The organism is Sporosarcina sp. FSL K6-5500, assembly GCF_038005665.1.
GTDB lineage: Bacteria > Bacillota > Bacilli > Bacillales_A > Planococcaceae > Sporosarcina > Sporosarcina psychrophila.
In genome coordinates this window covers 4753153-4768647 of record NZ_JBBOTP010000001.1, presented here as the reverse complement: position 1 = coordinate 4768647, position 15495 = coordinate 4753153, and the positions used below count along the sequence as shown (strand labels likewise).

Sequence of the window (15495 nt, the reverse complement as noted above, 5' to 3'; positions counted from 1 at the left end):
GTTTCTTGAAAGTCAAAAAAGGTCAGTGTACAATAAATTCATAGATCAAATATAGTCAAAGCCAAGCGGGATAGATAAATGAAGATAAAGGGAGGAAACGAATATGCAGTGTCAACATTGTGGTAAAAACGAAGCGACGATGAGTTTAAGATTTCAAGTGAATCAGCAAGGTATGCACATCAATATGTGTCTTACGTGCTTTCAAGAAATCCAAGGTCAATTACAGGCAGGCAAGATGCCGTCATTTAGTGACAATGCGAATCACTTTTCCAAAGCAAACGGTGGCCAACAGGCAAAAACTCAAACAAAGCAAACAGAAGAAGGTCACGGCAACGGTTTGTTAGACCAACTTGGTAAAAATATATCAGACGAAGCAAGAAAAGGACTGATTGACCCGGTCATCGGACGTGATCAAGAAGTGAGACGTGTCATCGAAACGCTAAATAGAAGAAATAAAAACAACCCAGTGCTAATAGGTGAGCCTGGAGTTGGTAAAACAGCAATCGCCGAGGGGCTCGCAGTAAAAATCCTCGAAGGCGATGTACCGATGAAACTACTGAATAAAGAAGTGTACTTATTAGACGTTGCTTCACTTGTTACCAATACGGGCATTCGTGGTCAGTTTGAAGAGCGGATGAAACAACTAATTGAAGAACTTCAAGCACGAACAGATGTAATTTTATTCATCGATGAAATTCACTTGCTCGTTGGTGCAGGTTCAACAGAAGGATCGCAAATGGATGCCGGCAATATTTTGAAGCCAGCCTTAGCACGGGGGGGCTTGCAACTCATTGGGGCAACGACATTGAAAGAATATCGTCAAATCGAAAAAGATGCTGCACTTGAACGTCGGTTCCAACCGATTATCGTCAAGGAACCATCTGCAGAAGATACGATTAAAATCTTAAACGGGTTAAAAGGACGTTACGAAAATTTCCATGAAGTACGCTATACAGATGAAGCGGTGCAAGCTTTTGTTACCTTATCACAACGCTATATTCAAGATCGTTTTTTACCGGACAAAGCGATTGACTTGATGGATGAAGTCGGGTCACGTTTAAACCTTACACATGTCACCACTAATTCAGATTTAGATTCAATTGGTATGCGTCTCGGCGAAATCATTCAAGAAAAAGAACAAGCAGCAGAAGTGGAAGACTATGAAAAAGCGGCAAATTTACGTTTTGAGGAAATTCAATTACGTAAACAATTGGAAGAAGCGAAACAGAGTGGGGAAGCGGAAAAAATAGAAGTTTCTGTTGCAGATATTGAGTTAATTGTCGAAGAGAAAACAGGAATTCCTGTGACAAAACTACAAGCAGCAGAACAAGTGAAAATGAAAGGTCTTCAGGAAAATCTCAGCAAAAAAGTCATCGGTCAAGAAGAGGCGGTCGATAAAATCGCAAAAGCAATTCGTCGTAGCCGTGCGGGACTTAAAGCCAAAAATCGTCCCATTGGCTCTTTCTTATTTGTTGGCCCAACGGGTGTTGGTAAAACAGAAATCACAAAAGTCCTGGCAGAAGAATTATTTGGTTCACGTGACACGTTAATACGCCTCGACATGAGTGAATATATGGAGAAACATGCTGTGTCTAAAATTATTGGCTCCCCTCCAGGTTATATAGGGCATGAAGAAGCTGGTCAATTAACAGAACAAGTACGCCGGAATCCGTATTCAATTTTACTCCTTGACGAAATTGAAAAAGCGCATCCAGACGTTCAAAATATGTTCCTTCAGATTATGGAGGATGGTCGCTTAACAGATTCACATGGTCGGACAGTCAGTTTCAAAGATACGGTCATTGTTATGACAAGTAATGCTGGAACAGGTGACAAAAAAGTGAGTGTCGGTTTCAATCAAACAGTACATGAGTCCGTTACAAAACTCGAAATGCTGGGCGATTATTTCAAACCTGAATTTCTCAATCGTTTCGATGCAATTGTTTCATTTAACGAATTAACAGAGGAACATCTACTGGAAATCGTGGACTTAATGCTTGTTGATTTACAAGTAACAATCGAAGAGAATAATATTGCCATCACGATTTCCCAAGAAGCAAAACAAGCATTGGTCAAATTAGGCTATGATAAACGATTCGGAGCCCGACCACTTCGCAGAGTCATTCAAGATAAAATCGAAGATCCATTAACAGATCTTATTTTAGAAGATCATGTTGAAAAAGTCCGTGTAGATCTCGTGGAGGAAGAAATTGTCGTCAACAAAGTGTAACTTCATTCCTGACATAGGACCCCTTTGATATGAATAAACTGTCAACCAAACGGATTTGGTTGACAGTTTTTTTATTTTCATAAAACACTGGCGAGTTGGGCTTGAAGACCTTCATTTTCACAGCTCTCTTATCAGTGATACTGTTGCAAATAAGTGCCTGTCGCGATTCTACATTGTTCAAGTGAAGCAACTATATGGTTGCCTGTTAAACGAACCGTATGCATGCACGCTTTTTCTCAAACAACCAAATTTCACTTCATTAGCTCAAGAAGTGACCTTAGCCCGAACCCGTTACGGGAATTCGAATAGAACCACCAATATCTGTGCCTAGCGTAGCACTCGCCATATCCGACACCATCTCAAATCTTGTCCGTACCCAATGGACTTTTTAATGCTTCAAGTTCCTCTTTTGAAGTACTGATATTCTATGGATATACAATAGTTCCAATTGCTTTTAATATTCCAGTTCCCTTCTTTTTATGACAATTAAATCAATGAGGTGAATAGTGTCACGCGATTGCTACCTCCTGCACGCAATTCTCTAACTGCATCGGTATTGACTTGCGTTCAAATCCTGACAAAAAGGTCATCGCGGGAGATACTGGTAGTCCTATTAAGGGTGAGAGAATTGATGTCTTCATGGAAAATGAACAAGACGCACTAAATTGGGGACGTAAAACGGTTACAATTAAAATTCTGGATTGATAAACTTGGAATAACTAGTAGTTAGAAGTTTGACTGAAATAGTAAAAAAAAGAATGCAACTCAGCTTGTGCGTAACATGGCTGTGTTTTTTTTGCGTAGAGTTATTCTAGCAAGTGATTTAAATCTGTAAAATAGTAGTATCTTTAGTAAATGACTACAAGTTTCAGAGTATTTGATTTATTTTGAGTGTGCGGTTATAGTGGTGTTAGTGTTCTGAATTTTTAAATATATATAGACAAACAATTTAAAGGGGGAGGAAATGAGATGGTAAATGTTGTAGCGGAAAATAAGTATTTGAACTATCCACAACAGCCTCATGGTGGCAAATTAGTGGATAAGGTTGTGACGGGAACAGAGCGGGAAGAGGAGCTGGTCAGGGCCAAGCAGTTACCAACGATTATGGTAGACATGGAGGCTTCCATAACGCTTGAAATGATTGCCACAGGGGTGTTATCTCCCAATGAAGGCTTTATGAACGAAGCTGATTATAATTCTGTTCTTTCCAAAGGGCGATTAACAAGTGGCGTAATATGGCCGGCGCCGCTAAGCTTTGCTCCAATAGGTAATAGGAACAAGGAAATCGTCAAGTCCTTAAAAGTTGGAGATGAGATCACACTTGCCGATGAAAACAATGAACCTGTCGCTATTATGAAAATAGAAGATGTTTTTCAGTATGATAAGGAACGACGTGCATCTGCCCTTTTTGGTACAACCGATCGTAATCATCCAGGGGTAGATGCAATTTATAGAAGAATGGGGGATGTCTCTTTAGGTGGACCTATTCGGTTATTACGGCGAATGGATTGGGGACCATTTGAGAAACTTCGACTGGAACCAAAAGATACGTGGCGTATATTTTATGAGGAGAAGAAGTTTCGTACTGCGGCAGGTTTTATAACAGGGGCCAATCCCTTGCATAGAGGTCATGAGTATATTCATAAGAACGCTTTAGAAGAATTGGATTGCTTACTTCTTCAACCTTTAGTTGAGATGGCCAAACGTGAGTATACACGTCATGAATACCGTATGTTGTCTTATCGAAGCGTTTTAGATACGTATTATCCAAAAGGTCGCTCCATTCTTGCACCTTTGCGAGTGACGTATATTTTTGCAGGGCCGCGTGAGACTGTTTTACATGCCTTAATTATGAAGAATTATGGATGTACGCATGCGCTCATCGGGCGAGATCACGCGGGAATTGGTGATTATTATGATAAGTACGCGAGTCATAGTATATTTGACGAGTTTAAACCGGAAGAGTTAGGGATCGAGGTTCGGCTGTATCATGAAGTCTTTTACTGCACACGTTGTGATAGTCCTGCTACAGGGCAGTCCTGTCCACATGATGAACAGTATCGGATCAATATTTCTGGTACGGGTATACGAGAAATGCTTCGTCATGGGATTATGCCACCGAAGGAAATTGTACGTCCTGAATCAGCTCGTATTGCGATGCAGGGGGTTCAGCCAAAAGGGCTTGATGAGTTTGAAAGATCCATTTCACCGGTTGGCAAAACACTTAATAGCATATTCCCTTTCTATTTAACAAGAACAAGGCTCGGTGGACGAAAACGCAATACACCTTTGACAGTGGAGCAACTCACTAACCTTGATTTGGAAGCGGCGAACTTGGATGTCCGCACCAATGCAGACCAAATTTATCGGGACATTTTTGATGAGTTTAGTTGCGTCGGTGATGTCAATCGAGGTTTGCAACCGGAGTGGATTGCAGATGCCCGGGAGTCAATGCGCGTTCAACAAGAAATGGTCATTCAGGACTTGGAGGAGAAAGTGTCGCTAGCTCCAACTACCGCTTCCGATGAATTCTTGTATCAGGATAAGGAAGAATCCCAACGTGAACTTGATGTCGCTAAAAAGATTCTTGCGGACATTCCGAGAGTGCTGAGTGAAGATTATTTACAAGAAAGAACTTGGAATGTTCTACCTTATAATCGCTATCGTGGAAGCGATGAACCAAAAGAAGCGGATAAGGAAAAGTAAATTGTACTTCTATAAAATATGAAATTATAAAGCGTATCAAAACATATAGTGCGGTTTTCTTAGTTTTTTCGTATAATTAATCGAATATGTGGGTGATTCGTCTTTGTGTCTGAGACCACTCGTGTTGTGCATCATCTTGCTAATGTACAACACGTTTGGTCTGACACAAGTACCTCTTTTTAAAGGAATGAAAGTCTGTCAGTCTTGTTAAATCTATAGTCAACCGTATTAATTATTTTCAATTCACAGGGGCACTTAACGGAAGAGTGATTTCTACAGTCGTCCCATAACCCTCTTTACTCTTGAATTGAATAGATCCATGATGGTTTTCAATAATTTTATAACTAACCATAAGGCCTAGACCCGTTCCTTTTTCCTTAAGTGAATAGAATGGTTCTCCAAGCTTATTGAGACGTTCTGTTGGTATTCCGATACCAGTATCAGTAAGTATGATTTTGACGACTTGTCCTTCTTCGACCACTGTCCCTATTGTTATTTCTCCGCCGTTTGGCATTGCATCTATCGAATTTCTTATTAAATTAATGAGCACTTGTTGAATTTGCTTCGGTTCACAATGAATGAATTGATCTTTATCATTAAGATTCATATTGAATGAAATATTATGAAGTATTGCCTCTTTTTCCATCAATGAAATGGTTCGGTTTATTTCATTATAAATGGAGGTAGTTGTAAAACCTGTTCCGTTACTCGGTTTTGCAAGTTGAAGAAATTCTTCTATAATCATTTCAATTTTAATAAGCTCTTCTGTCATAATCGGACCAAACGTATCTTCCGGCCCCATTGGAAATAATTGAATGAATCCTTTTATAGTTGTTAATGGATTTCTAACTTGATGAGCAAAGCTGGCAGATAATTGTCCAACTATGTTAAGCATGTCCCACTTTCTAAGAAGCTCCTCTTGCATTTTTAGTTTAGAAATATCCTGAGTAATTGAAACATATCTTACAACTTCTCCCGCCCCATCAATAACAGGGGTAATCTTTGTTCGAATCCAGCAAACTTTTTCATCCTTATTTAGCACGCGATACTCAATTTCGGTCCTTTCTTTAGATAACTCCTCAAAAAAACGAAACAATTCAATTTTATCATCTGGATGACATGTTGAAACAAACAGTGCGGGATCTTTCATTAAGTCTAAAACGGAGATACCGACAAGTTGTTCTATTCCAGGGCTTACGTAAAGGTACATTCCCTTTCTAACATCATACTGGCAAACTCCGAATTCCAAATTTCTCGTAATATCTTTTATTAATACTTCCTGTTGCAAAATATTTGCCAACTGCTTTTCAACAAACGATTTCATTTCTAGCGTTTCCTCAAGCTTTCTCGAAAGTGCAAAAACGCCTTGAACCATTCCAACGCTGTCATAATACGGCAATAAAACGATGTTAACAGGAAGCATTAGTCCGTTTTTCGTTATTCGTACTGTGTTCAAACGAACAACTTTTTCGCCCTTAATGAGTCGTTCCTTAATTTCTATAAGTTCGTACATAAGAAAATCAGGAACCATTGAGGCTTTCTTCTCTTCTAGCTCTTCACGTGTCCATCCAAAGAGTTCAATATAAGCGTCATTAACGCCAATAACAGTCCCGTCAAAACCAGTATTGATGGCAGCTTTATCTGTAATGTCAAATACCGTAAGTTCTTTATCAATTAACGAGCGTTCAACAGATGTATAGGCGAACGTTTCTACAATCGGTATGGCATGTATAAGCACTTCATTCTGATTAATCCACCTGCATACATTTACATAAAACGGCATGTCATCCCTTTTACTAGTAGTGAACCTGAAAGTAAACGGAATCAAATTTCCATCACAGCATTCAAGAATTCGCTCAATGAATAACACCCGATCATGCTCATGAATAAATTCATACATAGATGTACCAATTATAGAAGGGATCTTTTCCACCGAAAGAGTACAAAAATCTTTATTCGCATTTAAAATTGCTCCACTTTTAGTCAAACTAAAAATAATTTTTTCAACATATGCATTTCTGGTATTCAGCCCCATATCTTCATGCAATACATAAGAATTCGGCATCTATATCCCTCCCTTTTCGTAGTGAATTATATTCTAACTGTTATTTTAACATTTTTTTCTGTAGGTGTCATAATTATCAGAGAATAGTAGCTGGATTTTAAGTGTTTTTTTTATAACTAAAGAATGCCCAATCGCGGTCACATGATCGTCGTTTCTGTCACAAGATATCCACCTACTAACAGTCAATTACAGTTAAAATGGGTCTACGACTTGAAAATAGTATTAATGTACCTTGGTTGTATAATTTACTCAAAGCGGAGCTTGGGAAAAGATGTTGTATAGAAGGTGGAAATTAATATTTCTTACCTATTCATTTTATATTATTTACGCAACGATATGGGTTGGTGTTCCACTCATGATAGCCCATTGAGTGGTAATTAAGAAAAATAACGAACATTATATTCTAATAGCCGAACGTTGGGCGCCTGGGTTTCGGTCGGTGTTGTAACTGGAACCATGAATGGACTGCGGCTTTCATTACTTTGGTCAAATTTTATGAAACTGGCAGGGAGGACTGGAGCACTACCCCTGTTTTTTGAAGTATTTTCTTTCTTCTTTGATAAAGAGTATGTAATAGAAAACAGGGAAAAGGAGTAAGATGAATGCTACATGACATTCTAATCTTTGTAGCTCCATGTACCATAATCTTCACAGCAATAGTATGTGCATTCTGGACTTCACCAAAAGATGGATTTGTTTCAAAAGAAAAATAAATTGAAACTTTTAGTAGTAGAGGATTCTTGCGTCTTCCACTGATATAAGTAGCTTTCTGGCGGTAATTCCAAACAAATATCCTTAAGTTATATAACGAGGAGGTAGCGGTCTTACTGCCAGTGTATATACTTTGGATACTTCGCTAAATTAGCTTGTTTTTCGGGAGGTGTAGAGTGATGGTAGGACTTAAGGAATTAGCATTAGAACAGAAAAGAAAGCTGGTTCTCTTGGTCATTTTTGCTGTCACAACAGGTGTAGCAATTATTGGACAGGGTTATTTATTAGTCGCAATTGTGGATCGTATCTTTATAAAAGATGCATCATTCTCTGATGTTGTACCGCTGTTGATAGGATTGTTCTTCGCGTTTTCCGCAAGAACAATCCTTCAGTATCTTAGTGGGAGAACTGGAGTGAAAATGGCTTCACAGGTTAAAGGGAATCTTCGGAAAAACCTTTTGAATAAGTTTTCTGGAAATACGTTGCAATCATCACTTCAAGGACAGTCTGGTAAAAAAGTAAGTGTAATGATGGATACTGTGGATGAAGTTGACAGTTATTTTAGCGGTTATATCCCACAAGTAATTCAAGCTACTATCATTCCACTCATCATTCTAGTGGTTATCTTGACACAACATATATCCACAGGAGTGATTATTATAATCACTGCACCCTTTATTCCGGTTTTCATGATAATTATTGGTATCAAAACAAAAGACAAAACCGAAGACCAATTGGATAAAATGGCTGCTTTTTCAGGAGGGTTCCTCGATACGTTACAGGGATTGACAACTCTTAAATTGCTTGGTCGTTCCAAAGAACAAAAAGAAACGATACGAAAAAGCAGTCTTGATTTTCGTGATGCGACGATGGAAGTACTTAAAATTGCTTTCCAAAATTCCTTAGTATTAGAATTCATATCGATGCTAAGTATGGGGATCATAGCCCTAGAACTTGCCCTTAGTTTAATTGTGTTTCAGAATATCACGTTTTTTACCGCGTTTTTCATGTTGGTATTGGCTCCAGAGTTTTTCATGAAATTAAAAGACTTAGGTAGTGCTTTTCATACGGGTAGGGGAAGTATGGGGGCGGCTAAAAAGCTAGCAGATGAACTAAGTGACACAGAGAAACCTGTTTTATGGGGAGTAGAAAGCTTGGAAAGAGAAGTACCACTAGCAATTGAACTGCGTGGTGCGGGATTTACTTATGGAGAAGATGCATTTACATTAAAAAACATTCAACTAGAAATTGTTCCAAATGAACAAGTAGCGATTGTCGGTAAAACTGGCGCGGGGAAATCAACCCTTTTAAATGTAATTGCCGGACTTGTTTCGGTCTCAGAGGGAGAAATGCTTATCAATGGGAAACCAAGGTCAAACTTTCAAGAGAAAGATTGGTTTGATCGATTAAGTTATATTTCACAAAACCCTTATTTATTTTCAGGAACAATTGCGGAAAATATTGCGATTGGCGGACGTATGGATGCTACTCGAGGGGAGATCGTACAAGCTGCTGAAAAGGCTGGAATTTCCGAGTTGGTCGATTCACTTAAACATGGCTATGATACAGCTATTGGTGAAGGAGGAAGAGACCTTTCAGGTGGAGAAAAACAACGAATAGCCATCGCTAGAGCATTCTTAAAAAGTCCATCTGTTATTCTGTTTGACGAGCCGACAACTGGACTCGATCTTCGGACGGAGAAAATCTTGCAAGCATCTATTAAGGAACTGTCTAAAGCTTCAGCGGTCATTACAGTTGCTCATAGGCTTCATACGATTAAAAATGCCGACAAGATTATTTTCTTGGACAACGGAGAACTCTTAGCAACTGGCACACATGAGGAACTGCTGGAATCGGTGGAAGTGTATCGTGACATGGTGTCTGTTCAACAAGGAGGGATTGCAAAATGAAGGACTTAGGATTTGTTACCAAGATATTATTCGTAGAAAAAAAGGATATTTTCTATTCTATTATCTGCGGATTTATATCTGGGATAACAGCTGTTAGTTTATTTGCATCCAGTGGGTATTTGATCTCCAAGGCGGCTTTAACACCTTCAATTTATACCTTAATGATTATCGTTGCATCGGTTAAAATTTTAGGAATTATATCAGCATTAAGTCGTTACGGAGAACGTTATTTTTCTCACCGAGGGACATTTACGATGTTAAGTAATATGCGTGTTTCCTTTTACGAGCAGTTAGAACCATTAGCACCAACGATATTCCGGAAATATCGAAGCGGAGATCTTCTTGCTAGAGTAGTGGGTGATGTAGAGGCATTACAAAATTTCTTTTTGCGCGTTTTTTACCCACCGGTTGTTTTACTATTAGTATTTTTATGTACAATCTTTTTTACAGCATTGTTTTCAATAGAAGTAGCATTGGTCGTATTCGTCGGTCTGATAGTAACTACCTTTGTTGTTCCATCAATCTTTGCTTTAACGCAGCGAAAAGTGGATCGACTGGTGAGACAGAGACGCGGAGAATTGTCTACCAAAGTGACAGAATTTATTTATGGCTTTCGTGATTTAAAAATACACCAACAACTAGAAGAAAAAGAAGGCGAACTGCATCAATCTGTACATGCCTACTTAGATGAACAAGAACGTGAAAGTATTCATAATTTGTTCAGCCAGGCTGCTAACAAGTTTCTATCGCTTCTCATATCATTGCTTGTTCTAGGTGTTGGCGCTTATTTAGTGGCAGATGGTCAACTGGATGGGATTTACCTTGCGATGTTTGTCATGGTTTCATTGACAGTTTTTGAAAATACAACTTCTATGGCAGCTTTCCCAAGCTATTTAGAAGAGAGTCGGCAAGCTGCGTCAAGGCTTACCGCAGTCGTTGGTAAAGATTTTGTACAAGAGAAACCACAAGAAAGTTTTGAAAAACGTACTATACAGGGCGTTCCTTCAATTGAAATGAAGGATGTAACTTTTGCTTTTCCAGATGAAACACGTAATACGTTAACAAATGTAACGACAGCGTTTCCAGCGGGTTCAAAAACAGCTATAGTCGGTCCGAGTGGTTCTGGGAAATCGACGTTGTTGCAGTTGTTATTAAAATTTTATAGTGTAAACCAAGGTCAGATTCGTTTTAACAATGATTCGATTGATCAGTTAACACAGGAGTGTATTTGGGAGAATACAAATGTGGTATTGCAAGAAAATCATTTTTTCTATGGAACCATTCGAGATAACTTACTGCTTGCTAGTGATGGATTAAGTGATACAGAAATGGAAGAGATGTTGAAACAAGTGAAGCTTGGACACTTTTCCTTAGATGATAAAGTCTTAGAAAAAGGGGAGAATCTTTCAGGTGGAGAAAAACAGCGTCTAGCTATTTCCCGAGCTCTGCTCAGAAATTCGCCTCTATGGCTATTAGATGAGCCAACGTCATCCATTGATGCATTGACTGAGGCACATATTATGGGCTATTTATTTGAAAAAGCAAAAGTGGATACTGTTATTGTCGTTAGCCATCGCTTAACAGGATTAGAAGAGATGGATCAAATCATTGTGATGGACGATGGAACCATTGTTGAGTCTGGAACATTGGAAGAATTGATGGATAAAAAAGGGTACTTCTATGAAATGAAACAAATTGAACAGAGCGTGTTTCTTATAAACTAAAACTTGGCGTAATGGAATCTCCATAGTGTTTGGTACCAGTGTGCGGAACTACTCTTATACAATGCAATTGTATAAGAGTACAAAACTGATCAATATCTATGTGGTTTTTTATTCTTTTTTTATTACTACTCGACTATGTGAATTTTTCGTCCTTGTGTCTGGCGCAGGCAGTCCTTTTTAGGAAACAAGTAGGGCAGTTAAAAAAATATCCCAAGTAAAAGAACTCGGGATATCATCTAATTCATACATTTCATGTCTTTGACGACCATGGTGTGCCTAAGCGAGGCAACACCCAACGATCTAGCCCATACCAACCAGCAACTTTCCAGGCCAAAATTAAGAATACTGCAATTATAAACATAACGGGATTTGTACTCACGGTACCTGCCAATAAGAAGGACATATTCATAAGTGCACCAAAGAAAGCCGCAATTCCTGTTAAGAGTCCAAAGATTAAGCCAAGCCCAATTAACACTTCACCCCAAGCGACCATATACGAAAATGGTGTTGCGTTTGGAATCACGATGCTCTCTAGGAACCAAGCATACCACCCTGCGACGTCCCCCGATTCAGATTTGGCAAGGGCACCACCCATAAATCCTTCAATTGCAACACCAGCATTAGCACCTGTCCATACGTCAGAAGTAACTTTTCCAATGCCGGCCATCAGCCAAGAGTAACCAAGGTATAATCTTAAAACTAACCATATCCATGCAGATATCGTGTTAGAAAATAACCATCTTGAAAGCGGATTTTCTTCGATAATAACATTCTTTCCAAACTGAGAATTCTGCAATTTAACCATGTCATCACCTCATAATTTTATGTCGTTATTCATTGTTACTATGCATAAATGATGGGATAAAAGTATTAAGTTCTATTTTTAGTATAGCACGTGTGACAAGTTTATCCAGTTTAGTTGTCAGATACGCTATTATGTTAAATAGATAGTTGGCAAATAAAAAATAGATTGTTCGAACTTTCATATTTAATTGACACACAACATTATAGGTGTTTTGAATCAAATGACCCAAAAATATCCTGACTGTCTATATTGAAATTGAGTGCAACTAAACAATTTTCGCCAAAGAATCTCTTAATCTGGAGATCCTTTGGCTTTTCTTATTTTAGAAATGTTCGCCCAGAATAGTAGTTTCGCCTTTTTTTTCGATCCACATTTGGATTTGGTCTGTCAATCAGTCATTTTTACTATTGTGCAAAGTAGTAACGTACTCAGTTACTCATTCTGAAGTTACCAGTGCTTCCACAGGCGTCCCTGAGATTTCCTTTTCTTTTCGCTTTAGAGATTTCTGCATATTGACACTGGTTTCTTTTTAACGTTTTTGCTTGGGCATGATACAACGTCCAATCCCTATTAATAACCACTTGTAGCTAGCATTTTTTTGAATACGCATGAAAACGGATCTTAAGTCACGGAATTAGAATAGATACCTCGAAGTACCTACTATATAAGTCATGATTTCATAGACTTATACGGTATAAGTAGGTGTGATTAAGAACCAAATAATCTGGAGGGACAATATATAGAGGGATAATAGTCTTGTGGAAAATTTATGTCATATTAGATGTCTTTGACAAAGGGGAGATTAGAATGCTATTTATAGTATCAATGGATAAATACCATATCATTCTTTATTAACAATATAATGGAGAATTGACATGAGTTAATTATGGATAGTTATTACTAGATTGATAATAGATTTAATGATGTTCCATAATGCGCTACAAGGCAAGATTAGTAGAAAAATTTTTACAACCTTATATTAGAATTAATCAGTGTCTTTGATGCGAGTAACCGATAAGTCATTGGGGGGTAAATGTGAGGTGAATAAAAAAGGTAGGGGGAATGAGGATTGCTTGGCTATTACTATGCATTATTGAGTAAGAAGGAAGGGGAGGTTGCACGTCTGAATGCGTGTCAATCCTCACTAAGCGAAAAACAGCAGCAATTCACTATGAATGAACATAAATGTTTGGAACCAGAACTTTCGCCCACGACTTGGCATGGTAGACATGCTACTGATTTTCAAGCTATTCGTGAAGGGGGAATTCACACAGCTTTTTTGGAGATTGCAGGTGCCCAGTTCGCAAACGTATATAGTGCAATTGCAGCAAAAATTGCTTCACTTCAAGCAGAAATTGCCTCCATTCAACAGACTATCGAGCGTCTATTGGCCGAGGAAGCGGCAAGGGAAAAAGAAGAAGTGAAAACTTCCAACTAACAACGGGGGAGATAACTATCATGTCGACCGAAGTGAAGATAGACTATGGAGAAGTTGAAAACCAATTAAGGGAAATGAATAGCAAAACGGAGTCACTTATTCCAAGAGCTGAACCACCGATTACGGGAAATACGATGGATGTCGTGACTAAACAGACGAAGTTGTCGATTCAACTGGAACAGCTTTTGATGAGCTATCAAACTGTATTAATGGAGAATAGTAAAACAACGACTAGCTCCGTTGAATTCATGCGTGAATCAGACGAAAAAATAGCGACTGTCGTGCATAGTACATTATCGGGACCGAAGCAGGCGATGTTATAATGAAAGTAGTAGATGTCAGCCCTTTCCACGATGGCTTGCGGCGGAATAATACCATGCTAAATCGTTTGGAAAATGAAATGAAAGCAATCGAGACCGCAGTCGAAGGACTCGTTGCGATGGAAGACTCATTGAAAGGGCAAGGTGGTGACGCAATCCGTGCATTTTATGCGGAGTGCCACCTGCCGTTCTTACAGTTTTTCATGACATTCAAAAGCATTTACGTAAATGTCCTCACCCAAATGGATTCTGCACTTGATGCATTGGAGCCGGATGCGAACGGGTTCATCCGTGAAACATTCCTTGAAGGAGAAGTTGAAGCCGGACTTACAGAAATTTCACAACTGACAAGCAGTCTCACCGACGAAGCGAACGACATTATGAATCAGGTCGCCGATATCGTTGCCCTTCCACATTTGAATGATAGTGATGTGCAGGAAGGGGTTCGGGATGCACGGAGGAAACGGGATCATACGATTGCCGATTTGTATGAATTTGATGCGAACCAGATGAGGGCTTTGATGACTATAGAGAATGACCTTTCCATCATGGAGACATGGCTTGCAGATATCGAAAGTCTCTTCAAGGGTGGGCTCACCGGCGTCCATTTTGAGTCTAAACAGTGGGCGGCAATTACACTGAACAGCGGATTGCAAACAGCCATCGATCAACAGACCTCTGCGGTTGCGGGGGGCCTAGGAAACAGTGACCAGGATAATTTGATCGGTACGGAAATCAAAGCAGGAGCCTTCCAGGCACTTGAAAGTAAAAGAGCCGAGACAATCGAGCGTGGAGCTTATGGAAGCTACAACCTGTTAAAATTCCACATCTATGAAAATGGCCTGATTATTAAGGAATACCAACTTGGGACAAGAAAGCCGATTCAATACGAAGTGGTTAAAGAAGTGGAAAAAGAATTCGATGACGGTGGTGTTCGTGAGCTCGACAACTATTTTGAAGGGACGAAGCTAGCATTTGTGGATTACATCCATCCGAGGGCAATCGTCCAAAAAGGCTTCAAAAAAATGGCGCTCGCTATAGTTCCCGGGGCCAAACCATCCAAATATAAAGGGAATCTTCCTGTAAAGAAGACTCACGCAGTTGAAAATAAGTCTAAGGGTGCGGGAGAAGTTAGTAAGAGTACTAGTGGTAATAGGAAGCATTTGAGTGATGTGAAAATTCCATCAGTAAGAAATAATGAGTTCAATAAATGGTTTGATAATCTATCAGCAAAAAAAATTGATGAAATGTGGAATAATCCTCAGTTGAGAAGTAAAATAGAAGATAGGATTAGACGTCCAGGAGGATACCATGAATGGCATCTTGTAGCAAGAACTCCTAAATTTAAGCAGTGGGGAATTAGTATGGATGACATTAAAGATATGAGGTCTTTGACCAAAGACGTTGAATTTGTAAATCCACCTGGTCGTCATGGAAGCAGAGGTTCGACAAAAGCACATAATGAGATGTTAAAGATTATTGATTCTGCTTCTGACTATGAAAGTTTTGTTAAAGGGCTTAATGAGTGGGCTGAAAATAGAATGAAAAATGGCATTATGGATTTACCAGAAGGTTTGAGGAGGTAA

General features: G+C 39.0%; 11 protein-coding genes and 1 pseudogene. 10 read left to right on the top strand and 2 right to left on the bottom strand.

All coding sequences use genetic code 11. From position 1 onward, the window contains the following. Nucleotides 1–103 precede the first annotated feature (103 nt). The 3 genes from MKX62_RS22995 (at nt 104) to MKX62_RS22985 (ending at nt 4936) form a co-directional block, all read left to right on the top strand. Nucleotides 104–2230, top strand: a complete 2127-nt coding sequence (locus MKX62_RS22995) for an ATP-dependent Clp protease ATP-binding subunit (RefSeq protein ID WP_338656007.1) — start codon at nt 104–106, stop codon at nt 2228–2230. Between the two features lie 561 nt (nt 2231–2791). Then, the gene (locus MKX62_RS22990) at nt 2792–2935 is read left to right on the top strand and encodes a 3D domain-containing protein (protein ID WP_340767547.1); all 144 of its coding nucleotides are present in this window, start codon (nt 2792–2794) and stop codon (nt 2933–2935) included. A gap of 264 nt (nt 2936–3199) precedes the next feature. Next, nucleotides 3200–4936: a sulfate adenylyltransferase gene (locus tag MKX62_RS22985; protein ID WP_340742436.1), complete on the top strand. Its 1737-nt coding sequence runs from the start codon at nt 3200–3202 to the stop codon at nt 4934–4936. A gap of 238 nt (nt 4937–5174) precedes the next feature. Here the strand turns inward: MKX62_RS22985 and MKX62_RS22980 are convergent, their stop codons facing one another. Further along, a complete protein-coding gene (locus tag MKX62_RS22980) occupies nt 5175–7001 on the bottom strand; it encodes an ATP-binding protein (RefSeq protein WP_340742435.1) in 1827 nt (608 codons plus the stop codon). Nucleotides 7002–7272: 271 nt separating this feature from the next. Between MKX62_RS22980 and MKX62_RS22975 the strand changes: the two are divergent. From MKX62_RS22975 to cydC, 4 genes and pseudogenes are all read left to right on the top strand, one after another. Then, nucleotides 7273–7562: pseudogene (locus MKX62_RS22975) on the top strand (cytochrome ubiquinol oxidase subunit I); the annotation flags it as partial. A 41-nt stretch (nt 7563–7603) separates the two neighbouring features. Then, nucleotides 7604–7714 carry a cytochrome bd oxidase small subunit CydS gene (gene cydS / locus MKX62_RS24520; RefSeq protein WP_399627966.1) on the top strand — a complete coding sequence of 37 codons (111 nt, stop codon included), beginning with the start codon at nt 7604–7606 and terminating at the stop codon, nt 7712–7714. A 177-nt stretch (nt 7715–7891) separates the two neighbouring features. Then, nucleotides 7892–9622 carry a thiol reductant ABC exporter subunit CydD gene (cydD, locus tag MKX62_RS22970; protein WP_340742434.1) on the top strand — a complete coding sequence of 577 codons (1731 nt, stop codon included), beginning with the start codon at nt 7892–7894 and terminating at the stop codon, nt 9620–9622. After that, nucleotides 9619–11346 (top strand): thiol reductant ABC exporter subunit CydC, encoded by a 1728-nt coding sequence (cydC, locus tag MKX62_RS22965; RefSeq protein ID WP_340742433.1) that lies wholly within the window; start codon nt 9619–9621, stop codon nt 11344–11346. The genes cydD and cydC overlap by 4 nt, the downstream gene beginning before the upstream one ends. 250 nt (nt 11347–11596) lie before the next feature. Here the strand turns inward: cydC and MKX62_RS22960 are convergent, their stop codons facing one another. Beyond that, on the bottom strand, nt 11597–12151 hold the full coding sequence (locus MKX62_RS22960) for a DoxX family protein (RefSeq protein ID WP_338656014.1): 555 nt from the start codon (nt 12149–12151) through the stop codon (nt 11597–11599). 1069 nt (nt 12152–13220) lie between these two features. On the opposite strand from MKX62_RS22960, the gene MKX62_RS22955 reads away from it, so the two are divergent. From MKX62_RS22955 to MKX62_RS22945, 3 genes are read left to right on the top strand one after another with little or no spacing between them, the layout of a single operon-like run. Further along, nucleotides 13221–13589, top strand: a complete 369-nt coding sequence (locus tag MKX62_RS22955; RefSeq protein WP_067210853.1) for a YwqH-like family protein — start codon at nt 13221–13223, stop codon at nt 13587–13589. 20 nt (nt 13590–13609) lie between these two features. Then, a complete protein-coding gene (locus MKX62_RS22950; RefSeq protein WP_338656015.1) occupies nt 13610–13912 on the top strand; it encodes a YwqI/YxiC family protein in 303 nt (100 codons plus the stop codon). Further along, nucleotides 13912–15495, top strand: coding sequence for a ribonuclease YeeF family protein (locus tag MKX62_RS22945; RefSeq protein WP_338656017.1), 1584 nt, complete (start codon nt 13912–13914; stop codon nt 15493–15495). Before MKX62_RS22950 ends, MKX62_RS22945 begins: the two co-directional genes overlap by 1 nt.